The organism is Stenotrophomonas sp. KH_036_B (genome assembly GCF_057839485.1).
The window spans coordinates 2,106,854-2,128,998 of record NZ_CM174491.1 but is presented as its reverse complement, the minus strand read 5'-3'; the positions used below and the strand labels follow the sequence as shown (position 1 = coordinate 2,128,998).

At 68.2% G+C, this 22,145-nt stretch carries 18 protein-coding genes; 5 read left to right on the top strand and 13 right to left on the bottom strand.

The features are described from left to right. Positions 1-279: 279 nt before the first annotated feature. The 3 genes from AC3ITN_RS09710 to fusA all read right to left on the bottom strand — a co-directional run bounded on the left by AC3ITN_RS09710 (position 280) and on the right by fusA (position 4,692). The gene (locus tag AC3ITN_RS09710; RefSeq protein WP_489392790.1) at positions 280-693 is read right to left on the bottom strand and encodes a hypothetical protein; all 414 of its coding nucleotides are present in this window, start codon (positions 691-693) and stop codon (positions 280-282) included. A gap of 387 nt (positions 694-1,080) precedes the next feature. Then, positions 1,081-2,001 (bottom strand): M14 family metallopeptidase, encoded by a 921-nt coding sequence (locus tag AC3ITN_RS09705; protein WP_489392789.1) that lies wholly within the window; start codon positions 1,999-2,001, stop codon positions 1,081-1,083. A 654-nt stretch (positions 2,002-2,655) separates the two neighbouring features. Continuing rightward, positions 2,656-4,692: an elongation factor G gene (gene fusA, locus AC3ITN_RS09700; protein ID WP_489392788.1), complete on the bottom strand. Its 2,037-nt coding sequence runs from the start codon at positions 4,690-4,692 to the stop codon at positions 2,656-2,658. 497 nt (positions 4,693-5,189) lie between these two features. On the opposite strand from fusA, the gene AC3ITN_RS09695 reads away from it, so the two are divergent. Further along, positions 5,190-7,391: a TonB-dependent siderophore receptor gene (locus AC3ITN_RS09695; RefSeq protein ID WP_489392787.1), complete on the top strand. Its 2,202-nt coding sequence runs from the start codon at positions 5,190-5,192 to the stop codon at positions 7,389-7,391. A gap of 377 nt (positions 7,392-7,768) precedes the next feature. Here AC3ITN_RS09695 and AC3ITN_RS09690 read toward each other — a convergent pair whose 3' ends face one another. The 9 genes from AC3ITN_RS09690 to AC3ITN_RS09650 all read right to left on the bottom strand — a co-directional run bounded on the left by AC3ITN_RS09690 (position 7,769) and on the right by AC3ITN_RS09650 (position 16,692). Next, positions 7,769-8,542, bottom strand: a complete 774-nt coding sequence (locus AC3ITN_RS09690; protein WP_313341739.1) for a heme ABC transporter ATP-binding protein — start codon at positions 8,540-8,542, stop codon at positions 7,769-7,771. Continuing rightward, a complete protein-coding gene (locus AC3ITN_RS09685) occupies positions 8,539-9,579 on the bottom strand; it encodes a FecCD family ABC transporter permease (RefSeq protein WP_313341742.1) in 1,041 nt (346 codons plus the stop codon). The genes AC3ITN_RS09690 and AC3ITN_RS09685 overlap by 4 nt, the downstream gene beginning before the upstream one ends. A 13-nt stretch (positions 9,580-9,592) precedes the next feature. Next, positions 9,593-10,645 carry an ABC transporter substrate-binding protein gene (locus AC3ITN_RS09680; RefSeq protein WP_489392786.1) on the bottom strand — a complete coding sequence of 351 codons (1,053 nt, stop codon included), beginning with the start codon at positions 10,643-10,645 and terminating at the stop codon, positions 9,593-9,595. A 52-nt stretch (positions 10,646-10,697) separates the two neighbouring features. Beyond that, on the bottom strand, positions 10,698-12,080 hold the full coding sequence (locus tag AC3ITN_RS09675) for a YncE family protein (RefSeq protein WP_489392785.1): 1,383 nt from the start codon (positions 12,078-12,080) through the stop codon (positions 10,698-10,700). 119 nt (positions 12,081-12,199) lie between these two features. Next, entirely contained in the window at positions 12,200-13,201 is a 1,002-nt protein-coding gene (locus tag AC3ITN_RS09670; RefSeq protein ID WP_489392902.1) for an alpha/beta hydrolase, read from the bottom strand. A 70-nt stretch (positions 13,202-13,271) separates the two neighbouring features. After that, a complete protein-coding gene (locus tag AC3ITN_RS09665; protein WP_489392784.1) occupies positions 13,272-14,030 on the bottom strand; it encodes a hypothetical protein in 759 nt (252 codons plus the stop codon). 141 nt (positions 14,031-14,171) lie between these two features. Further along, positions 14,172-14,351 carry a hypothetical protein gene (locus AC3ITN_RS09660; protein WP_421566886.1) on the bottom strand — a complete coding sequence of 60 codons (180 nt, stop codon included), beginning with the start codon at positions 14,349-14,351 and terminating at the stop codon, positions 14,172-14,174. Between the two features lie 186 nt (positions 14,352-14,537). Further along, positions 14,538-15,983 carry an amidohydrolase family protein gene (locus AC3ITN_RS09655; RefSeq protein ID WP_489392783.1) on the bottom strand — a complete coding sequence of 482 codons (1,446 nt, stop codon included), beginning with the start codon at positions 15,981-15,983 and terminating at the stop codon, positions 14,538-14,540. Between the two features lie 103 nt (positions 15,984-16,086). Then, a complete protein-coding gene (locus AC3ITN_RS09650) occupies positions 16,087-16,692 on the bottom strand; it encodes a glutathione S-transferase family protein (RefSeq protein ID WP_489392782.1) in 606 nt (201 codons plus the stop codon). A 119-nt stretch (positions 16,693-16,811) separates the two neighbouring features. On the opposite strand from AC3ITN_RS09650, the gene AC3ITN_RS09645 reads away from it, so the two are divergent. The 4 genes from AC3ITN_RS09645 (at position 16,812) to AC3ITN_RS09630 (ending at position 21,919) form a co-directional block, all read left to right on the top strand. Beyond that, complete coding sequence (locus tag AC3ITN_RS09645) at positions 16,812-17,792, top strand: helix-turn-helix transcriptional regulator (RefSeq protein WP_313341765.1); 981 nt, start codon at positions 16,812-16,814, stop codon at positions 17,790-17,792. A gap of 66 nt (positions 17,793-17,858) precedes the next feature. After that, positions 17,859-18,740 (top strand): LysR substrate-binding domain-containing protein, encoded by an 882-nt coding sequence (locus AC3ITN_RS09640; protein ID WP_489392781.1) that lies wholly within the window; start codon positions 17,859-17,861, stop codon positions 18,738-18,740. A gap of 201 nt (positions 18,741-18,941) precedes the next feature. After that, positions 18,942-19,544 carry a response regulator gene (locus AC3ITN_RS09635; RefSeq protein WP_313341770.1) on the top strand — a complete coding sequence of 201 codons (603 nt, stop codon included), beginning with the start codon at positions 18,942-18,944 and terminating at the stop codon, positions 19,542-19,544. Then, positions 19,541-21,919, top strand: coding sequence for an ATP-binding protein (locus tag AC3ITN_RS09630; RefSeq protein WP_489392780.1), 2,379 nt, complete (start codon positions 19,541-19,543; stop codon positions 21,917-21,919). Before AC3ITN_RS09635 ends, AC3ITN_RS09630 begins: the two co-directional genes overlap by 4 nt. Here the strand turns inward: AC3ITN_RS09630 and AC3ITN_RS09625 are convergent. Further along, a complete protein-coding gene (locus AC3ITN_RS09625) occupies positions 21,843-22,115 on the bottom strand; it encodes a hypothetical protein (RefSeq protein WP_313341776.1) in 273 nt (90 codons plus the stop codon). The genes AC3ITN_RS09630 and AC3ITN_RS09625 overlap by 77 nt on opposite strands. Positions 22,116-22,145 lie beyond the last annotated feature (30 nt).

Below are 22,145 nucleotides of genomic sequence, written 5' to 3'. Positions count from 1 at the left end.
TTCCGCAGCGCAGGGACAGCCCGGCGTACCCCATTGAGATGCTCCCCCAAGGTAGACAATCCTTCATTCGCAAGAACACAAGCCGCTGCCGCCGGCCCAGGGACGGCGGCAGCGTTGCCACGACGCTCGCGCCGCCTGCTACGCCCCGGTGGAGGCTTCCTTCATCTCTTCCAGCACCTGGTCAAGGCTGAAACTCGCGGCCTTCTGTCGAGGTGGGAAAGCTTTGGGTGCGGGCCGTGTACCGGCCAGCGTTTATATACCTATGCGTGCTAAGTAAATTTACGTTCCATCGCAGACGGCCTCCCTGTCCAACAAGCGCTCGACGAAAGCCACGGCGTTCTGCATCACTTCGTCGAAATCCGTGCCTTCTTCCACATCGGGTTGCATCCAATGCTGGTCTTTCAACGTAATCACGAAAACAAAGGCCGGCTTGCCCGCCGGCTGCCACGCGGTGACGTGATAGTCGACGTGCCGGTACGCCGCATCCAGCGTCGCGCTGGCCACGGGGGCACGTTCAGTGTGTCGGGCTGCACCCCGCGCTTCAAACCCGGCATCGCTACCCGTTGCCAGGTCCAGCATCTGGGTGCCGAACCGCACCCGCCGGGAGGCGGCAAGGTGACTGTATTTCCGCGATGCCACATCGGAGATGCCGCACAGGCTGTCCGGGCACCGCTCCAGGTTCGGGCCCCGCATGGGATACGTTCGGTTGGAAGCCACTCTGGACATCGCCACTCACCTGTCGTGCCGGTCTACGGGGCAAAGTCTGGCCGCACCTCACCGCAAGCGCATCAGTAAAGCCGCGTGCCGGGCGTGCGTACTCTTACTTACCGGCCGTCACAATCGGAAGCGCGCCCCGATCCGAACAGTGATCTCGGCGAAGCGCTGGTCGCCACGCTGATATGCCGGCGGGCTGAGAGGCCTGGAAGCTGCGGCCACCGTCAGTAAAAGTACGGTCCCGCAGGGTTTGCATCGGCAAGGCGGCGCTGACATCGCCTTCATGCGCGCGGGTCAACCCTGTGCGCAGCCTGCCATTCCCACCGGAAGGACGTTCGCCATGCTGCCTGCCCTGTTCCGGCGGGCTCAGCGATTGGCCAACGCAAACTCCAACCCGGCCACGACTGCGGCCACCTGGGCGTCGTTGCACTGTGCGGGCGTGGTGCGCGGGCTGTCCGGATACACCTCGGTGGTGGTGGCAAAGCGGGCATCGGTGACGCCGGCGCAGGCGCCGATCGAGCGCGATTCACCCCACACCACCCCCGGCGACTGCAGCGGCAGGCCCACCAGGTTGCCTTGGGCGTCGGCCGGGGCGATGTGGGTGATCGGGGCCACGGCGGCAATCAGGGCCTGCTGGAAGGCAGGCTCGGGATTCTCGCTGTTGCCGATGACGTAGAAGCCATCCGGAATGGTCTCGGGCGTCCAGGCCTTGCCATCGCGCGAGGCCAGTGCGGGGTCGAACTCATCTGCATCGCTGTCGGTGGTTTCGTGCAGGTCGAGGTGCACCAGCAGCGTGTCATCGCGCGCGGCGAGCCAGTTCATCAAGGAGGCCGATTCCACGATCAACCCGCCGTCACGGAAGCTGCGATTGGGATCAACCGCATCGCGGTTCCAACGCTGGATGCGCTCATAGCCCCACGGGCACACGCACGGCACGACGATCAGGTTGAGCCGCCCCACATAGTCCTGTGCATGCCCACGCAGGAACTGCAGGGCGCCATGCACGCCACTGGTCTCATACCCATGCACGCCGCCGGTCACCAGTGCGGTCGGCAGGGCCGGGTCCCAGTCACGACTCATCGCGAGCAGCAGCGGGTAGCTGTCGGTGATCGATTCAAGCTGGCCATACTGCACCACCTCCAGCGAACCCGGCAGCGCCTGCAAGGCTTCCACCACATCCCGCGCATAGCTGCGCTGCTGCACCTGGCGCGCGCGCCATGCAGCCCGCTCACCATCGCCCCAGGCATGGCCGGGCGTACCGATGGGATAGAAATGGGCGGTGGTCATGGCAAGCTCCTCAAACAGATGCGCCCATTGTAACGGACTGGCTTCTTTCTACAGCCACAGCCGAAGCTACAGCTACAGCCACAGCCACAGCCACAGCAAAAACCAGAGCACCTGGTTTGCGGGGTCACTGTGTGAGGGCCGGCGGGCATGGGGGTACGGGACACGCCGTGAACCCATCCATGGGGGCTCGTAGAAAACATCCATGTTTTCTACGGTCCCGTACCCCCATACCCGCCGACCCTCTTTGGAGTTGGCCGGTGGCCTACGGAAAATCAGGACAAGACGGAAAATCAAAACAAGCGAGCTACCGTCACCGGCGCCTGAACTGCATTGCTCTGTCCTCGGCCACCGACACACTTTGAAGTTGGCCGGTGCCCTACGGAAGATCAAAACAAACGAGCGACTGTCACCGCGACCTGAACTGCATTGCTCTGTCCTCGGCCACCGACACACTGTCGAAGGGTCGGCGGGTGCGGGGGTACGGGACCGTAGAAAACATGGATGTTTTCTACGAGCCCCCATGGATGGGTTCACGGCGTGTCCCGTACCCCCGTACCCGCCGGCCCTTACCAGGCGAACCCAGCAAACGAAGGCTCTTAGCCTCTAAGAAAAAAAAGGGGAGCCGGAAACCCGGCTCCCCCACTCCATACACCATCAAGCGGCCTGCACTTCTTCGTAGCCATTCAAACGCATGTCGCTCGATGCGCGGCCCTGGGTGAGCGAGCGCAATGAAGTGGTGTAGCCGGACAACTGCGCCAACGGCGCGTAACCCACCACTTCCGCGCGGCCACCCTGGTCATCGATGGACGCGATGCGGCCACTGCGACGATTGAGGTCGCCGACCACGTCGCCGACATTGACCGACGGCACGTGGATGGACACCTCCATCACCGGCTCCAGCAGACGCGTACCGGCCTGCAGCAACGCCGCCTTGACCGCCTCGCTGCCCGCACGGTGGAAGGCCATGTCCGACGAGTCTTTTGCGTGCGTCTGCCCATCGACCAGCGTCACCTCGATGCCGACCACCGGATGGCCCTTCGGGCCTTCCATCAGCGCCGTGCGCACACCCTTCTCCACCGCCGCCACGAAACCGCGTGGGATGACCCCGCCAACCGTGCGGTCGACGAAGTGCACCTCCCCGTCCTCGCGCGGCGCCACATCGATCAGCACCCGCGCGAACTGGCCCTGGCCACCCGTCTGCTTGACCACCTTCCCTTCCACACCGCGCAGCGCCTGCCGCAGCGTTTCCTGGTAGGCCACCCGCGGTGCGCCCGTCTGCACATTGACGTTCCACTCCGTACGCAACCGCTCCACCATCACCTCCAGGTGCAACTCGCCCATGCCCCAGACCAGCGTTTCACCGCTGTCCGCATCGGTCTCGATACGGAACGACGGATCTTCCTGGGCCAGACTGGACAAGCCCTGGCTGATGCGGAGCAGGTCGGCCGACTTCGCCGCCGTCAACCGCCACGCCAACACCGCCTGCTGCGCCTTGATCGTGTCCAGCAGCAGCGGCCGCGATGGCGCGCTGAGCGTTTCACCGCTCACCGCATCTTTCCAGCCCAGCACCGCCACGATGTCGCCAGCCACCCCCTGCTTGATGTCGTGGGTCTGGTCGGCCTGCACACGCACCAGCCGGCTGACCCGCCGACCCTGCGCGTGCTGCGAACTGGCCAGCGCATCGCCCACCCGCAGCGTGCCCGAATAGACCCGCACGAAGCTCAGCGCACCGTGGTTCTGGTGCGTGATCTTGAACAGCAGCGCCGCCAGCGGACCGCTCGGATCCGGCGGCAACGTGACCTCGCCATCCGCAGATCCGGCCACCACCGCCGGCCGGTCTTCCGGCGCCGGCAGATAGTCGACGATCGCGTCCAGCAACGTCTCGATGCCCTTGCTCTTGAACGCCGCACCCGCGAGCACCGGCACGCCCGCACCGGCCAGCGTGGCCCGGCGCAGCGCCGCGCGCAGCGACAGCGCATCGATCTCGCCGCCTTCGAGCCATGCCTCCGCCAACGCGTCGTCATGGCTGCCCACCGCCTCCACCAGCTGCAGGCGGCGCGGCTCCCATTCGCCACGTTCGTCGTCGGTCCACGGCGTTCGCGTCGGCGTACCGGCCTCGTCCCAGCGCACGGTCGTGCGATCGACCAGGTCGACCCAGCCGTTGAACTGCGCCTCGGCGCCCAGCGGCCAGCCGATCGCCCACGGTCGCGCCTGCAGCTTCTCCCGCAGTTGCGACAGCACGCGGTCGAACGACGCACCGATGCGGTCCATCTTGTTGACGAAGGCAATCATCGGCACCCCGTGACGGCGCGCCTGGTGCCACACCGTTTCGGACTGCGGCTGTACGCCATCCACGGCAGAGAACACCGCCACCGCACCGTCGAGCACGCGCAGCGAGCGCTCGACTTCAATGGCGAAGTCGATGTGGCCCGGGGTGTCGATCAGGGTCAAGTGGTGGATGGCCTCACCGCGCGGCGCCCAATGCGCCTGCACGGCGGCTGCGCCGATGGTGATGCCGCGCTCGCGCTCGATCGCCGAGAAGTCGGTGGTCGTCGCGCCATCGTGGACTTCACCGACGCGATGGATCTCGCCGGTCTTCCACAGCAGCCGTTCGGTGAGGGTGGTCTTGCCGGCGTCGATATGCGCAATGATGCCGAGGTTGCGCCGGAGGGCCTGGGTCTGGGTGTTCATGGACTATGTTCTCGCTGCCAACTTCGGGGAGCCGCACGCCGCCGTTGGCTGACGGGCGTGCGGCCAGGTTTGGGGCTCGGCGATCTGGTGCATGGCACGTTCTCCTTCATGAGGTTGTGGAACACGGAAACGAAAAGAGCGCCCGGTGGGCGCTCTGTCTGGGTCCTTCGGCTGACCGGATCAGGTCAACCGCTTGAGGAGCCGCGAGGCAGACGCGCCCGTCCCGCAAAAGCGCGGGTGCGAGTAAAAAACGTCAGGAGCGGCATCAGGGTCATGGCGGCAAAGGAAGGAACCTGCGCGCATTCTAGTCCTGTGTTGGCCGTATGCAAGCGGGTTTTGCAAGCATCCATGGAACACTGAGCGGCCGAAACGTCCATGGGGAGCATTTCTGGCAACGAACCGCACCCGTTCCGGTCTCTTATATGCGAATAGGTCGCAATTGCATCCTGTGCGGAACTGCCTAAAATGCGTCGGGCACTGTCGTCCGAGTTCCCATCATGATCACCGCTCCTGCCAACACCCGTCCGTTGCCGCGCCACCCGCTCGCCCTCGCCTGCTGCCTCGCAGCCGCCAGCTTCGCGCCGGCAGCGCTGGCGCAGACCGCCACCGCACTGGATGCGGTGCAGGTCAATGCTTACCGCGCCGCCAACAGCACCAGCGGCGCCACCAAGACCAGCACGGCCATCGCCGAAACGTCGCAGTCGGTGTCGGTGATCGAACGCGCCGAACTGGACGCCCGCGGCGTGCAGTCGCTCAACGACGCCATGCGCTACGTGGCCGGCGTGAGCCTGGAGAGCAGCGGCATCGACAACCGCGTGGACGACTTCCGCATCCGCGGTTTCGATGCCGGCAGCTGGTCCAACAATGTCACCCTGGATGGCATGCGCGCACCGCAGGGCAGCCAGTGGAACCGCAGCATGTTCGACAGCTGGAACCTGGAGCGCGTGGAAGTGCTCAAGGGACCGTCGGCCGTGATGTACGGCCAGATGGCACCGGGCGGCATGGTCAACCAGGTCAGCAAGACCCCCACGCCCGATCAGCAGCAGCTGCTGCGGCTCGGCCTGGATGCGGACGGCCAGTACAGCGCCGCGTTCGACGTGGGCGCCGGCAGTGCGGACGACCAGCATCTGCTGCGTCTGGTCGGGGTGTACCGCGACGGCGACACGCAGATCAAGCACACCGCGCAGCAGCATTGGTTCCTGGCTCCGAGCTACACCTGGCAGCTCGCCGAGCGCACCCGGCTCACCCTGCTGGGCATGTACCAGAAGGACGACGGCGGATCGACCTACCAGTTCCTGCCGATGGCCGGCACGCTCAACGCCACACCATATGGCTACATGAAGAACAGCACCTTCATCGGCCAGCCGGACTGGAACACCTTCGACCGCACGCTGTGGACCGCCGGCTGGATGTTCGAACATCAGTTCAACGACCATATCACCCTGACTCAGAACGCACGCCGCACCCACGTCGACTCGCTCTACCGCGGCGTGGTCACGTTCGGCGCGCTCAACGCCGACGGCCGCACCCAGAACCGCCGCGGCGTGCAGGGTACCGGCGATTCCGACGGCGACACCTTCGACACCCGCCTGCAGGCGCGCTTCGCCACCGGCGCCGTGGACCACACCGTGCTGCTCGGCTGGGACTGGCAGCGTGCCGACTGGGAAGGCGTGCGCAGCGCGATGACCAACCCGCGCGCGATCGACATCTTCGACCCAGCCTATTACCCCTACCAGCCCACCGTCACCACCGAAACGCCCACCGCCGGCATCAACCGGCAGAGCGGCGTGTACCTGCAGGACCAGCTGGCCGCGGGCAACTGGCGGCTGACCTTGGGCGGTCGTTACGACTGGACCAAGGACGACACCCTGAGCGCCACCCGCAACATCGCCACGGGCGTGTCGCAGCCCGGCCCGCACAACGTGATCAAGAACGAGGCGTTCACCGGCCGCGGCGGGCTGCTGTATGTGTTCGAGAACGGCCTGACCCCGTACGTGAGCTACGCAGAATCGTTCCAGCCCTCGACCAGATCGCCACTGGACAGCTTCACCCAGACTGCGTTCGACCCGGTCACCGGTTCGCAGTGGGAGGCCGGCCTGAAGTACCAGCCGGCGAGCGTAGACGGCCTCGTGACCCTCGCCGTGTACGACCTTCGGCAGCAGAACATGATCGTCGACGACCCGATCACCAGCCATCGCAACTGCGGCGCCACCGGCACCGCCACCTGCTCCATCCAGGGCGATGAGGGCCGCGTGCGCGGTATTGAACTGGAAGGCCGCATCACCCCGATCGAGGGCCTGAGCCTGATCGGCGCCGCCTCGCGCATGGATTCGGAGATGCTGCGCTCTGCAGCGTACAAGGGAAAGCAACTGGCGATGGTGCCCGATGTCAGCGCCTCGTTCTGGGCCGACTACACCTTCCAGGCCGGCGCCCTGCGTGGCCTGAGCCTGGCGGCGGGTGCACGCTACAACGGCGTCAGCTACGGCGACAGCGCCAACCTGTACCGCATTCCGTCCTACACCCTGTTCGACGCCGCCCTGCGCTATGACCTCGGCCAGCACGGCAACACCCACGTGCAGCTCGCGCTCAACGCCAGCAACCTGGCGGACAAGCGTTATGTGTCGACCTGCACCGGCGTTTCGTCGTGTTACTACGGCAGCGGCCGTACCGTGACGGCCACCGCCACGTTCGGCTGGTAAGCCGCGCGCACGGCAGCCACGCAGGGCGTGGCTCTACAAGCCAGAACGGCGCGGCACCCAGTAGTGCCACGCCCTGCGTGGCAACCAAGCAGTGCCGAACGCAAGCGTAGTGCCACGCCCTGCGTGGCAACCAAGCAGCAGCCAAACGCAAGCGTAGTGCCACGCCCTGCGTGGCAACCAAGCAGTGCCGAACACAAGCGTAGTGCCACGCCCTGCGTGGCAACCAAGCAGCAGCCGAACGCAAGCGTAGTGCCACGCCCTGCGTGGCAACCAAGCAGTGCCGAACGCAAACGTAGTGCCACGCCCTGCGTGGCAACCAAGCAGCAGCCAAACGCAAGCGTAGTGCCACGCCCTGCGTGGCAACCAAGCAGTCGGCTCTACTCCGGGTCCGCCACCACCACCAGCGGCACGTTGCGCTGCGGGTGCCGCAGCACCAGCACCGGCTGCTGGTATACCCGCTCGATGTGCTCGCGCGTCAATACCTGGTCCGGCGTGCCATCGGCCGCCACCCTGCCCTGCTCCAGCAGCACGATGCGGTCCGCATAGCCGGCGGCCAAATTCAGGTCGTGGACCACCACGATCACGCACGCGCCGGCATCGGCCAGCCCGCGCACCGCGCGCAGCGTCCGCTCCTGGTGGCGCAGGTCCAGCGCGGCGGTGGGCTCGTCGAGCAGCAACAGCGGCGTGTCCTGGGTGAGAACGCGCGCGAACGTCGCACGCGCCGCCTCGCCACCGGACAAGGTCTGCACCTCGCGCTGGCGCAGCGCGTGCATTTCGGCCTGTCCCAGCGCGTGTTCGACCCGCGCCGCATCGCGCACCGCGTCGGCCGGGTGCGGCAGCCTTCCCATGGCCACCACCTCCTCCACCGTGAAGGCGAAGCGCACCGCGTGGTCCTGCGGCATCACCGCGCGCTCGCGCGCCAGCGCCATCGCCTTCCACTGCGCGATGGGCCGGTCATGCAGGATCACGCGCCCCTCATCCGCATCGATATCGCCGCTGGCCACCGCCAGCAGCGTCGATTTACCCGCGCCGTTCGGGCCGACCAGCGCGGTCAACGTACCCGGCGCGAAGGCCAGGTGGATGTCGTGCAGGATGCGGCGCTCACCCAACCGCAGCCCTACCCCGTCCAGCTGCAGCAACGGCGCACTCATACCGTTCCACTCCGGCGCTGGTGCAGCACCAGCCACAGGAAGAACGGCGCGCCCAGCGCGGCCGAGAACAGCCCCAGCGGAATCTCGGCCGGCGGATCCAGCGTCCGTGCCGCCGTGTCGGCCACCACGATCAGCAGCGCGCCGGTGACCGCCGATACCGGCAGCAGCCAGCGGTGCCCCGGCCCCACCAGCATGCGCACCACGTGCGGCACCACCAGCCCCACGAACCCGATCGAGCCGGCGAACGCGACGGCCGCGCCCACCAGCAGCGCGCTGAACGCAATCAGCTTCAAGCGCGTGCGCCGCACATCCAGCCCAAGGTGCTGTGCCTGGCGCTCCCCCAGCGCCAGCATGTCCAGCGGCGTGGACAGGCGCAGCAGCGCCACCGTGCCCAGCACGAACACCGGCAGCGCCGCGGCGACGTCGGCCCAGTCGGCCTGCGCCAGCGACCCCATCTGCCAGAACACCAGCGACTGCAGCTCGCTTTCGCTGGCAATGTAGGTCAGGAATCCGATCGCCGCCGAGCAGAACGCCGCCATCGCGATGCCCACCAGCAGCAGCGTCGCCGTGCCGCTGTTGCGTCCCGGACGGGCCAGCGCGTAGGTAAGGCTGATCGCCGCCGCGCCGCCGGCGAATGCCGCCAGCGGCAGCGTCCAGCCGCCCACGCTGCCGGCTCCCAGCACGATGGCGGCCACCGCGCCGAGCGCCGCGCCCTGCGTCACCCCGACGATACCCGGGTCGGCCAGCGGATTGCCGAACAGGCCCTGCAGACTGGCGCCGGCCATCGCCAACGATGCGCCGACCAGCGCGCCTAGCAGCGCCCGCGGAATGCGCAGGTTCCACACCACCGCCATGTCCCGCTGGCTCACCTGCGACGGGTCCAGCAACCCCAGCTTGACCGCCATCGCCTGCATCACCTCCAGCGGCGGCAGCCGCAGCGGACCCACCGCGAACGAGGCCAGGATTGCGCCCAGCAATGCCAGCGCCATCATCGCCAGCACCCAGCCGCCTGCGCGGCGACGCCTGCTGCGCTCCATCACGGACTGCCAGTCACGGTGACGGCAGCGCCGCCAGCGCCTTGGCCAGCGCCACGGCGCCGCTGCCCGAACCAACGCTGGCCGCCTTGAGCTGTACGTCCGGCATCACCCATACGCGGTTGGCCGCGCCGGCCGGCGTCTGCTTCAACGTCGGGTAGGCCTTCCACAGCCCGGCCTCACCGCCGAACAGCTGCAGGTCATTCTCGGTGACCAGGATGACGTCCGGTGCCGCCGCCACCACGCCTTCATTGCTCAGCGCGGAGTAGTTGGCCACCCCGGCCTCGGTACCGATATTGAGGCCACCGGCGAGCGCGATCAGCGCGCCCGAGGCACTGTCGGCGCCGGCCACGGTGGGCGCGCCGCCGGCACCCGTGGCCGAGAGATGGATCACGCGCGGGTGGTGCGTGCTGGCCGCCGCAATCGCCGCGGCCTCATCCAGCTGGGCCTGCACCTGTGCCGCCAGCGCTTCGCCCGCCGCCGCGACGCCGAGCGCCGCCGCCACCTTGCGCACCTTGTCCGGTGCCGGCTGCAGATCGTCGATCACGATGGCCGCCTCACCCGCCCCGCGCAGCTTCCTGGCCAGCTCGGTATGGCGGCGCAGGCTGTTGCCGATGAACAGCGACCCTTCCAGGCTGAGCACGCCTTCCACGCCAGTGGTGCGGTTGAACAGGAACTGCTTCGGCGCCTTGCGTCCCGCCTCGGTGGCCGAACGCAATGGCGCGGCATACACCTGCCCGCCCATGCCAAGCGCCTCGATCACCGCGATGACGTCGTCGCCACCGGCCACGATGCGCGCGGTGTCCTTCACCGTGACCTGTTCGCCATCGTCGGACTGCACGGTCACCGGCAACACCGGCGCCAGGCCCGTGCTGGCGGGGACGTCGGTGCCAGCAAGGCGCAGCCAGCCCTGCGGCAGTGCGGCCGCGGTGGTCGCGTCCGCACGCGCGGGCGCCTCCGGTGTGGCCGCAGGCGCTACGGCGTCCGCCGGCGTTCCACCGCATGCGGTGAGCCCGGCCGCGAGGGCCAGCACGAGCACGCGGCGGCGTGCGGACAAAGCGCTCAACATGGTTTTCTCCAGTCAGGCGCGCGCAGGACGTTGGCCCTGCGCGCGCGGCACATCAACGGCGGATCGGGGTGATGCGGGTGATGCGGTCGCCCTTCGGGTCTTCCGCACCGCGCGACTTGTTGACGGCGAACACATTGCCCTTGCCGTCCTCACGGACGTGGTTCGGGAAGGTACCGCCATCCAGGTTGCCGACGACCTTGCCCTCGCCATCGACCACGGTCACGGTGCCGGCACCGCGGTTGGTGACGTAGGCCAGGCCGGACACCGGCTCGAATGCCACGTTCAACGCGCCCGCACCGACGGCCACGTCGTGCAGCACCTTGCCGCTGGCCACATCGACGATCAGCAGGTTGTCGGTCCCCTGCGAGGCCACGTACAGGCGGTTGTGCTTCGCGTCGAATGCAACGCCCGAGGCGCTGATGGCATTGCCGAGGTCGATCACCCTGTCGACCTTGCCGCTGGCGACATCGATCACCGCCGCCTCGGGCGTGCCGATGCTCACGGTGAACAGCTTGCCGCCGGCCTCGTCCAGCACCAGGCTCATGGGCACGAACTTTTCGTCGTCCACGCCCGAGGCCAGGGTGATCGGTTCCAGCGCCTTGAACGTCTTCGCATCGAACACCGACAGGTGATCTTCACCGGCGGCGGACGCAAACACCTTGCCGCGCTTGGCATCGACCACCACGTCACGCGCGTGCGGCACCGCGCCCACCGGGAACTGGTGGACCAGCGACAGGTCGGACTGGCGATACACCGCCACGGTGTCCTGGCGGGTATTGCTCACCCACACGGTGCCGTTGGCGTCGTCCACGCCCACGCCGTAGACCGCGAACACGCTGCCCCCCTTGGCATCGGGCGCCTGTGCCGGGGTGATCGCCTTGACCACCTTCAGGGTCTTCGGGTCCACCTTGAGCAGCTGCGACTGGGTCACCGGCGGGCGACCCACCGCCGCGGTCACGAACAGCGCGTTGCTGCCCGCGCTGTAGCTGCTCTGGTACAGCCCCTGCACCAGCTTGCCGGAGGTCTGGCTGAAGTTCTGCTGCCCACTCAACGGCAGGCTCGGCGATACCCGCAGGGCCACCACGGCGGCGGCGGCCGGCTGGCTGGCGCGCACCACCACCGGGTGCTGACCGGGCACCGCATCGGCCGGGATGGCCACGCTGGCCTTGAAGTTGCCCTGCGCGTCGACGACGTACGGGGTGGCGTTGAGCACGGTCTCGCCGCGCAGCAGCGTCACCTGCTGACCGGGCACGAATGCACGGCCGGTCACTTCGGCGGTGCTGCCCGGCACGACGTTTTCATTGCGGGCGCTGACCTTGCCACGGAAGCCGTTGGCCGGCGCGTCGAACACCGGCTGGGCGCACACCGCCCCGGTCACCAGCGACAGGGCCACGGTCAACGCCGCAAGGCGCGGAAGGGAAACGAATCGGGACATAGCAGACTCCTTCTGTAGGGGCGCGCCAGCGGCGCGTGTCACAAGGGTTGCCTTGGCGTAGCTGCATCGCTGCGGCGGTGGCACATGGCCACGCATTGCCTGGGTAAGGGTGAAAAAGATCAATCCGAGGTCGCGTCGGTGGCCGTGCCCGCAGGCGCGGTGCTGCGGTCGGCGGCGCCGTACAGCGCCGCCAGCGTCGCCTTCAACGATGCCGGCAGCATCGGCCCGTGGCCGAGCCCGGGGAATTCGCGGTAGGTCACCTGCACGCCGGGCACCTTCGCCAGGCGCTGGCTCAACGTGTAGGCGGCGTCCGGCGTGGCACCGGCAATGCGGCGCAGGTGGGCGACCACGCGGGGATTGGTCAGGTCACGCACGCCGCGGTTGCCGCTGCGCTCGTCGCCGCCCAGCATCAGCCACACATTCGCCGGCGACGGCTTGGCCACGAAGTGATGCTCCATCACGCCCTGCGGCGCGCCCTGACTCCACCACAGCGAGGGACTGGCGCTCACATAGTTCTGGAACGCCGTGGGCTGGGTATACAGCGTGCTCAGCACGAACAGCCCACCCAGCGAATGACCCCACAGCGACTGCTGCCCCGCATCCACGCGTGCCCGACGCTCGACCTCCGGCTTGATCCGGGTCTGGATCATCTCCAGGAAGGCCTGCGCGCCGCCGCCGCTGGACTGCGGCGTACCGTTCTCATCGTCGGCGGTATCCACCCAGGCGGTGTAGTCGATCGTGCGCGCCAAGGAATCGATGCGCAGGTCGTTGTCGTAGCCGATGAACACCAGCACCGGCGCGGCGTGCGCGGCCAGGTCGGAGAGCATGGCCTGGTCGAAGACCATGGCAGCGGCATTGCCGTCGAGCATGTACAGCACCGGCGCAGCCTTGGCGGCGGTGTGTGTCGGCAGCCCCACATTGACGCGCCAGCGACGTGCCGGCGCACCGCTTTCGATCACGAAACGTTCGAAGCGATAGCTCTGCGCGGGCTGGTCGAGGACGGTCTCGCCGACCTTCTGCAGCGGGTTGCGCTGCTGCGCCGCGGCCGGTGCTGCTGCCACCATGCCCAGCGCAGCGACGACGCCGACGGCGCGCAACCAGGGAGAGAACGACGGAATCAGGCAGGAAAGCACGGCAGGCACGACTCAGGGCAAGGCGATCACCCCAGTGTACCGCAAATGCGAATGGGTATCACTTGCCGCATCCGGACATCTCGTCGCGCGCGTCGGCCACGCTCGCGTACGTGTCGCCGCTGGCATCGACCCAGCCGCGCAGCGACGTCGTCGCCGGCAGTGCTTCCGTGCGCTCGTGCGGGGACACCACCATCTCGCGCCAAGTCCCGACCGGTTCCAGTTCGGCCAGGCGCGCCGCGCGATCATCGTCGGTGCTCACCCGATCCTCGGGGCCGGACGCCGGCGTGGTGGTCTCAGTGGCAATCTTGGTCGCCCGAAGCCGGAGCTGGCCGACCGCGTCGCGCGAGACGGCCAGCGCGTAACGCTCCTTGCCGTACGCCCAGGCGGTTGTCTTCTCGGTGCTGATCGACGCCCCGGCCGCTGGCACCTCGGCCTCCCGGCCCGCTACGCCGGTCACCATCGCCATCCCGGCCAACGCGCCCATGTATTGGGCGCCGCGGATGGCGCGCAGTTGGCCGCCCGACAGCGGCGCAGCACCCGCGGTGTCCGGCGCGGTGTTGAGGAACGTGGCGCGCGTGCAGATCGTGACCACGATGGGCACGCCTTCCCCGCCGCCGTGCCGCACCAGCATGTCGCCATTGGCGAACTGCTCGACCACCGCATGATCGACTGCGCCACCCGAGGGCAAGGCCTGGGTGATGCTGATGCGTGCGCTGCGCTCGATCAGCCCCTCGAGGGTGGCAGGCACATCAGCGGCGACGGCGCTGGACGAGAACGCAGCAGCGGCAACCAGGTACGACAGCGAAACAGGCGTCATCAACATTCCTTTGCAGTGGGCGCCGCCGGCGCGCCACAGGGAACGGCATCATACGCCAGCGATCACGCCCCACCCCACGCAAAAAAAAGTCCGGCCTGGGGCCGGACTTCGGTGATTCGGTCATTCCATTCCGGCAGGTGCTTATTCTTCTTCTTCCTGCTGCCCACCCTGCTGGTTGCGCTCGCGCTTCTGGTCGGCATCCTGCTGTTGCTGCTGACCCTGGCGCTGCTTGTCGCCCTGCTGGTCTTTCTGGTTCTGCTGGTTCTGCTGACCCTGCTGCGGATTCTGCTGGCCCTGCTGCGGATTCTGCTGGTTACCCATGACTGTCTCCGGTATTCGGCGTCGAGAGTGATGCCGGTGACTCAACACTAGGCAATGGCCCGTTACCGCCGCGTGCGCTGAAAGCCACCCGTCATCGACGCGCAGCGCACGTCACTAAACAGTTCAGACGGCAGTGCCCGCATCGTCACGCTGCTGTCGCACAGGGATGGATACGTGCGCTCCGGATTACCGCGCGGCCGCCTGCCACGCCGCCACCTTGGCCCGCGTCTGCGCCAGCAGCGCATCCAGCGCCTTGCGATCGTAGACATGCCCGCGCAGCACCACGGCATGGATCGCGCGGGTCGCCTGGATGTCCTGCAGGGGGTTGGCGTCCAGCAACACCAGATCTGCCGCCTTGCCTTCGGCGATGCCACCATACCGATCCAGCGTGCCGAACCACGACGGGCCCGCACGCGTTGCGGAAGACAGCGCCTGCGCGGGCGTCAGCCCTTCCTTGACGAACAGGCCCAGCTCGTCATGCAGGCCGATGCCGGGATAGTTGAATGAATTGAGGAAGCCTGCATCGGTGCCGGCCATGATCGTCACGCCTGCCTGCTGCAGCATCGGCAGCACCGCGGCGACCTGCTGGTAGTTGCGGTGCCGCGCATCGATCTGCGCGGGGCTCGCCTTGGCCGCACGCTCGACACGCCAGGCATAGGTCGCCTGGAGCTTCGGGCCGATGTAGGCCAGGTACGGATCCTGCGCGTGATCGTCCTGGTCGAGGAAGTCGAGGATGCGGCCGCCATTGAGGGTGGGCGTCACGTACACGCCTTTGGCGGCGAAGCCACGGTACGCCGCCATGGCGGTGTCGCGATCAACGCCTGCGTCCAGCCGGCGATTGGCTTCGGCGCGGTCGATGCGCTTGGCGGCGAAGTCCGCGGCAATGCTGGCCTCGTCCTTGACGCCTGCCTTGTACGCGTAATCGAGGTGCTCGATCGAGCTGATCCCTGCGTCCACCGCCTGCTGCACGGTCAGTGCCATCGGAATGTGGCCGGAGGCGCGCAGACCGTTGGCACGCGCGCCGCGCACGGCGGCCAGGAACAGTTCCGGCGTCAGCGTGCTGTCGGTGATCTTGACGAAGTCCACATGGTCGGTTTTGAGTCGCGCCAGTGCCGCGTCCAGGTCGGCTTGGCTGCCGACTTCCAGCGTGCCCTTCCAGACCGGCTTGATGCCTTCGATCTTGGCGCCGGAGCTGAACAGCTGCGGACCCTCCAGGCTGCCGTTGGCGATCTCGCCGCGCCATTGCAGCACCTGCTCGGGCAGGTCCCCGGAGCAGTCGCGGATGGTGGTGATGCCGTGTGCGATGTACAGCGGCAGCAACGCCTTGTTCTCTTCAATCAGTTCCGGGCCGCCGCCGAAGTGCACGTGCATGTCCCACAGCCCGGGAATCAGGAAACGGCCCTTGCCATCGATCCGTCGCGGCGCGTTCCAGTCCCGGGCAATGACGCGGTCGTCGCCGACCGCCACGATGTCGCCGCCGCGCACGACCACGGCCTGGTCGGCGCGGGTGGTGGCGTGTTCGACATCGACCACCGTGGCGTGGCGGATGATCAGATCGCCCTGCTCGGCTGCCAGGGCAGCAGGGGTCAGCGCAAGCAGCAGCGGGAACGCGGTCAGCACGGTCAGGTTCATGGCGGGGCGCAATGCAGTAAAGACCTCCGCACCATACGGCGCGGAGGCCCGCATTCACCAGTTAACTTTCTGCATGGCCATCATTCGTTATTCGAATCCAGGCTCAGACCTCGCCCTGCATCGCCGGCCGGGCCTGCACCTGCGCCAGCCATGCCGCCACCGCCGGGTAGTCGTCCACCCCTGCCCCGACGTAGGTGCCGTAGCCGACCACCTGCGCCACCACCAGGTCCGCCAGCGAGTACTGCGCGCCGAGCATCCAGGCGTTGCCGCCCAGTCGTTCGTCGAGCACCTCCAGCAGGCGCTTGGCGTCAGAGGACGCCGCATCTGCCTGCCGTGCATCGCGAAGTGCATCATCGGCCGTGGCCAGCCGCAGCCGGCCGATCACGGCCATGTAGGTCACGTAAGCCCAGGCGCACCACGACATGGCCTGCAGCCGTTCGGGCGTGTCGGCGGCCGGCCACAGCCCGCGTTCCACGCCGAAACGCTCGCCCAGCCAGAGGTGGATGGCCAGGCCTTCGAAGATCGGCGTGCCGTCCACCACCAGGCACGGCACCTTGCCATTGGGGTTGATTGCCAGGTATTCCGGGGTGCGCTGCTCACCGTTGCGGATGTCGATCCTCACCCGGTCGTGGGCGACACCCAGCTCGGCCAGGGCGCAGGCGATGGGGGTGGCACTGGACATGGGGTGCCAGTAGAAGACGAGGGACATGCAGAACTCCTTGTTGTGTGTCGGCGTGGACGGTGCGCGGCGAAGGGCCTTGCACCACGGACACAGGCTAGCCACCATTGCGGACAGATCCTGTCCTCGACAGGCGCGACCCTGCTGCCATGCTCACCACCTCCGCCCGACTGTTGCGCCTGCTCTCACTGCTGCAATCCCGACCGCATTGGTCCGGCACGACCCTGGCCGCCGACATCGGCGTGCACCCCCGGACGCTGCGCCGCGATATCGACCGCCTGCGCGAACTCGGCTACCCGATCCAGGCCAGCAGCGGCGTGGCCGGCGGCTACGCTTTCCGCGCCGGACGCGCGCTGCCCCCGCTGCTGCTCGACGACGAAGAGGCGTTGGCCGCCGCGCTGGCGCTACGGATGGCGGTGACCGGCACCATCAGCGGCATCGAGCAGACCGCCATCACCGCCATGGTCAAGCTGGAACAGGTGATGCCCGCCCGGCTGCGACGTCGACTGGATGCCCTGCGCACCTCGATCCTGCCGGTCGACCAGGCCGGGCCGGTCGTGGATGCCACCTTGCTCGCCACGTTGGCCGGCGCCTGTCGCGACCAGTTGCAGCTGCGCTTCGACTACGCCGACCGCCAGGGCCAACCCAGCCACCGGCAGGTCGAGCCGCAAGGCGTGGTGCACGCCGAACGCCGCTGGTACCTGGTGGCGTGGGACACGCTGCGCACCGATTGGCGCACCTTCCGCATCGACCGCATGACCAGTGGGGCCGAGGTCGGTGCACACTTCCGCCCCCGCCCGTCGCCGGCCAATGGCGACCTGCGCGCGTTCGTCATCGCGTCGTTGTCGCTCGGCCCGTATGGCGACGAGGCGCGCGTGATCCTGCACGCGCCGATCGAGGTGGTGCGCGAGCGCATGCCCAGCTCGGCCGGCCTGCTGGAGGTGGTGGACGCGCAGCGCTGCCTGCTGCGGTGCGGCGCGCACCCGCAAGGCGCAGTCGTGTACTGGCTGCTGGCACTGGAACTGGAATTCGAGGTACTCGGTCCACCGGCCCTGCACGTGATGATGCGCGATGCCCGCGCCAGGCTCGGCCGCAGCCTGGCCCGCGGCGACGCCGCCCTGGCCGACTGAGCCGCGCGCGTTGTCGCACCCGCGTGGCATGCTGCCACCCTCGTCATTTACATTCTGGATGCCAGCATGCGACCCAGTGGAAAACCCCATCGCGCCCTGTTCGAGCTGGACCTGCTGCGCGCCATGGCGATGGTCGCCGACTGCGGCAGCTTCACCACCGCCGCCGCGCGCCTGCACTCCACCCAGTCCACCGTCAGCCAGAAGATCCGACGCCTGGAACAGCTGGCCGGCCATCCGCTGCTGGTGCGTGGCAATCGCGACGTTCACCCGACCGACGCCGGGCAGACCCTGCTCGGCATCGCGCGGCAGATGCTGGCACTCAACGACCAGATGGGCGAGGCCCTGGCGGGCGCTACGGTAGCCGTCACCCTCCGCCTCGGCGTGCCGGAAGACTTCGTGAGCGCCCGCACCACCGAACTGCTCGGGCGTTTCAACCGCCGCCATCGCGAGGTGAAGCTGGAGGTCACCAGCGGACTCAGCCGCGACCTGGCCAATGCCTACGATCACGGCGAACTGGATCTGGTGCTGGTCAAGCAACGGCGCAACAGCCGCCAGGGCGTGCAGTGCTGGCCCGAGCCGATGCGCTGGGTGGACAGCGTCCGCAGCCCCTGCATCGGCCTGGACCCGGTGCCGCTGGTGACGTTCCCACCGCGCGGCCTCTACCGCGACGAGCTGATCGCGGCGGTGGAAGGCATGGGCCGGCGCTGGCGGATCAGCTTCACCAGTTCCAGCCTCAGCGGGATCCAGGGCGCTGTCGCCGACGGCATGGGCATCAGCCTGTTGCCGGCACGCGCCATGACCCGCGAACACCGCGCACTCACCCCACGACACGGCCTGCCACCGGTCGACAGCATCGAGATCGCGATGCTGCATCGAAGCAATGCCGAGCCGCTGGTGCTCGAACTGGCGACGCAGTTCACACGCCTGCTGGATCGCGAGCGGCGCTGACGGGCGACCATCGCCACCGGGCGGCCGGAGGCGTGCAGAGAGTGACGGGCCTCTCGTCCCGCGTATAGGAATAATCCTAATCTGGCGTCAGGGCATCTTTGCCGGACAGTGAAGCAGTAAGAATGGCGCAGACCCAACGAGTGCGCGCCTCCTTTGTCCCTACGCCCTACAGGCCCCCTGCACGGAACCGCATGCCCACCCGTGCTGAAGATCGCGCTGCTGGATGACCATGACGTCGTCCGGCGCGGCAGCGTCGTGCACCTGGCCAACGATCCGCGTTTCCAGGTGGTGGGCAATCACGCCCGCAGCCGGGCACTGATCAACACCCTCACCCAGCATGTCGTGGACGTGGCCGTGATCGACTACGCCCTGGCCGAAGGCGACCTGCAGGGCATGGAGCTGCTGCGCATGCTGCGCCGCCGGTTCCCGCGCGTGCGGCTGCTGATGTTTTCGGCCAACGTGCATCACGTGATGATCTCCAACACCATTGCCGCTGGCGCCGCGGGCGTGGTGTCCAAGGGTGAACCGCTGGAGGCGTTGGCCCGCGCGGTCGGGCGCGTCGCCGCCGGCCACATCCACCTGCCGGTCAACTACCGCGATGAACACGAGGCGCACCGCCTGTCGCCCAGCGAGCGCGAGGTACTGCAGCTCTGCCTGAGTGGCATGACTGTGACCGACATCGCGCTCAAGCGGCACCGCAGCATCAAGACCATCAGCACCCAGAAGCATGCCGCCTTCCGCAAGCTGGGCCTGCGTACCGACCGCGACCTGTTCACCCTGCGCCACCAGCTGGCGGTACTGTGAGCGGCGCCGAATGGGCACGCACCAGCACCCTGCTGCTGGTGCTGGCCGCCTGGCTGCCGCCTGGCTTGGCCACCGCCGCCCCGACGCCCCGCACAGTGCGGGTGGCGACCGACCCGTCGCAGCACCGGCTGCTGGCCACGGAGAGTCGCGCGGCGCGTGACGCCAACCTGATCAGCGGCTACGCGCGCCTGGTGTCGGAACAGACGGGCCTGCAGTTCCGCGAGCAGCAGGTCGACTCCACCCGCGCCGCGCTGCAGGACCTCTGCGATGGTCGCGCGGACCTGATGCTGCTGCTGGGCGCACTCGACGAGGCGCCGTGTGCCGCGCTGGCAACATCGCCGGCGTATTACCGGGGCCAGGCCCTGCTGGCCAGCAGGCACACCCTGCCCAATCCGCCGGACCTTGCAGACCTGCGGCGGGTGGCGGTGGTGCGTGGCAGCCGTCATGACGAATGGCTTGCCGCTTACCACCCGCACCTGCAGGTCATCGGGGTACCCACCCTGCGGGAGGCGCTGGCCGCCGTGGAAACCGGCGTGGTCGACGTTGCAGTGGGGCTGGACGTGGTGATGCGGCCCCTGGTGCGCCGCGACCACGGTGACAGCCTGCTGCTGCATGGCGGCCCCGCGAACCTGCCGGGCAGCCTGCACCTGGTGGTCCGTCACCAGGACCGGGCCCTGCTCGAACAGATCCACCAGGCGATGCGCTCGATCAGCCCGCAGGAACATGCCGAGCTGATGCAGCGCTGGACCAAGGCCACCTACCTGAGCGGACCGTCCTTCGCGGTGCTCTCGCGGCATTTCGGCTGGGAACTGCTGGCCATGGGCGTAACCCTGCTGCTGATGCTGTCGGCCGGATTCTGGCTTCGCCGTGCGCAGCAGTCGGCACGCCGCAGTGAACGCCAGCAGGCGCGCTTCATCGCCATGATGAGCCACGAAGTGCGCAATGCCGCGCAGGCCCTGGTGACCTCGGTGGACCTGCTGCACCAGTCCGGGCTCGACCAGGGCCAGCGCCAACTGGTCAATGCCGCCCGCGCGGCCGGTGCAGGCCTGCGCTACCTGCTGAGCCACGCGCTGGACTACTCACGTCTCGCTGCTGGCGAGTACCACCCCACCCCCCGCTGGGAAGACCTTCGCCAGCTGGTCCGCGAATGCATGGCCGTGGTGCGTCCATCCGCCGAGGGCAAGGGCCTGGTGCTCGCGCTGAAGCAGACCACCGACCCGATGCCACGCGTGTGGATCGACGGCGACGCCCTGCGCCAGGTGCTGAGCAACCTGCTCGGCAATGCACTGAAATTCACCGACCAGGGACACATCGAGGTGAGCATGGGCCTGCACCTGGACGCCGACAGCGCGCACCTGCGGGTGGCGGTGCGCGACTCCGGCATCGGCATCGCACGCGAACACCAGGACAGCGTGTTCAAGCCCTTCGCGCAGGCGCATGGCGCCCGGTCGCGGCAGGTGGGCGGCGCGGGCCTGGGCCTGTCCATCTGCCACGACCTGGTGCGCGCACTGGGCGGGACCCTGCAGTTGAGCAGCGCACCGGGACAGGGCAGCTGTTTCGAGGCATGCATACCCGTCGTTGTCGAGGCGGCCGGCGCGCCCCCCATGGGCAAACCACTGGCTGGGCGCACCCTGCTGCTGGTCGAGGACCATGCCTTGAGCCGTAGCATGGTCAGCCGCCGCCTGGCCGCGCTCGGCGCATCGGTGACCAGCTGCGCCGACGGTGCCAGCGCGGTGCGCAACCAGGCCGCCGAACCCTGCGGCGTCGTGCTGCTGGACTGCACGCTGGATGACATGAGTGGCTACGAGCTGGCAGTGCTGCTGCGCCAGCTGGAACGGCAGCGTGGCGCCACGCCCGCCCTGCTCGTCGCCTTGTCCGCCAACGACTCTGCGGCGCACGTCGAACGCTGCCGCGCCTGCGGCATGGATGCGGTGCTTTGCAAGCCGCTCGACACCCGCCGGCTGCTGGACATCCTGCGGGTGGATCCTGTGGACCCGCCCCCGTCCAGCGCGGCGGGCGCGGACCCGGGCGGCGACCCCATGTGGCTGCAGTTCCTGCAGTCGCTGCAGGAGGAGCAGACGGCCCTGCAGGACGCCCTGCGCCAGCAGGCCGCCAACCGCCTGCGGCATCACGCCCATCGCATGGCGGGCATCCTGCGCATGCTGGGGCAGCCCGCACTGGCGGCGATCGCCGGGGACCTGCACGAGCTGGAGCTTGACGATACGGCCGACTGGCAGGAGGCCGAGCGGTTGCTGGGCTATCTGCGCCCGGCGGTAGCACTGATGGTGCGCGGCGGGGTTACTTCAGCTGCAACGGATACCGCTGCCACAGCACATGCACGAGAAAACCCGTCAGTTCCGGATCCTTTCCGCTGATCGCCGCACGGATCTTGTCCAGCAGCACCATGTCGCTGCAGGTGCGCACGTCGCCCTGCCCGGCCTGCCCTGCACGACGTGCACGGTAACGGGCTGCGCGCTGCGCATCGGTCATGGCGTAGCCGAACGTGGGCGGACGGCCGCGCTTGCGCGGCAGCATCAGCTCCAGGGTGCCGGGGTCTTCTTCATCACGCATGACGGGCAGAGAAGTAAAACGGGGGCGCGC

What these genes read in the sequence shown, in the direction of transcription:
- AC3ITN_RS09640 (WP_489392781.1), top strand. Translation starts at nt 17,859, where the DNA reads ATGCGACCCAGTGGAAAACCCCATCGCGCCCTGTTCGAGCTGGACCTG.
- AC3ITN_RS09665 (WP_489392784.1), bottom strand. Translation starts at nt 14,030, where the DNA reads ATGACGCCTGTTTCGCTGTCGTACCTGGTTGCCGCTGCTGCGTTCTCG.
- AC3ITN_RS09685 (WP_313341742.1), bottom strand. Translation starts at nt 9,579, where the DNA reads ATGGAGCGCAGCAGGCGTCGCCGCGCAGGCGGCTGGGTGCTGGCGATG.
- AC3ITN_RS09710 (WP_489392790.1), bottom strand. Translation starts at nt 693, where the DNA reads ATGCGGGGCCCGAACCTGGAGCGGTGCCCGGACAGCCTGTGCGGCATC.
- AC3ITN_RS09660 (WP_421566886.1), bottom strand. Translation starts at nt 14,351, where the DNA reads ATGGGTAACCAGCAGAATCCGCAGCAGGGCCAGCAGAATCCGCAGCAG.
- AC3ITN_RS09650 (WP_489392782.1), bottom strand. Translation starts at nt 16,692, where the DNA reads ATGTCCCTCGTCTTCTACTGGCACCCCATGTCCAGTGCCACCCCCATC.
- AC3ITN_RS09655 (WP_489392783.1), bottom strand. Translation starts at nt 15,983, where the DNA reads ATGAACCTGACCGTGCTGACCGCGTTCCCGCTGCTGCTTGCGCTGACC.
- AC3ITN_RS09705 (WP_489392789.1), bottom strand. Translation starts at nt 2,001, where the DNA reads ATGACCACCGCCCATTTCTATCCCATCGGTACGCCCGGCCATGCCTGG.
- AC3ITN_RS09675 (WP_489392785.1), bottom strand. Translation starts at nt 12,080, where the DNA reads ATGTCCCGATTCGTTTCCCTTCCGCGCCTTGCGGCGTTGACCGTGGCC.
- fusA (WP_489392788.1), bottom strand. Translation starts at nt 4,692, where the DNA reads ATGAACACCCAGACCCAGGCCCTCCGGCGCAACCTCGGCATCATTGCG.
- AC3ITN_RS09625 (WP_313341776.1), bottom strand. Translation starts at nt 22,115, where the DNA reads ATGCGTGATGAAGAAGACCCCGGCACCCTGGAGCTGATGCTGCCGCGC.
- AC3ITN_RS09690 (WP_313341739.1), bottom strand. Translation starts at nt 8,542, where the DNA reads ATGAGTGCGCCGTTGCTGCAGCTGGACGGGGTAGGGCTGCGGTTGGGT.
- AC3ITN_RS09680 (WP_489392786.1), bottom strand. Translation starts at nt 10,645, where the DNA reads ATGTTGAGCGCTTTGTCCGCACGCCGCCGCGTGCTCGTGCTGGCCCTC.
- AC3ITN_RS09645 (WP_313341765.1), top strand. Translation starts at nt 16,812, where the DNA reads ATGCTCACCACCTCCGCCCGACTGTTGCGCCTGCTCTCACTGCTGCAA.
- AC3ITN_RS09695 (WP_489392787.1), top strand. Translation starts at nt 5,190, where the DNA reads ATGATCACCGCTCCTGCCAACACCCGTCCGTTGCCGCGCCACCCGCTC.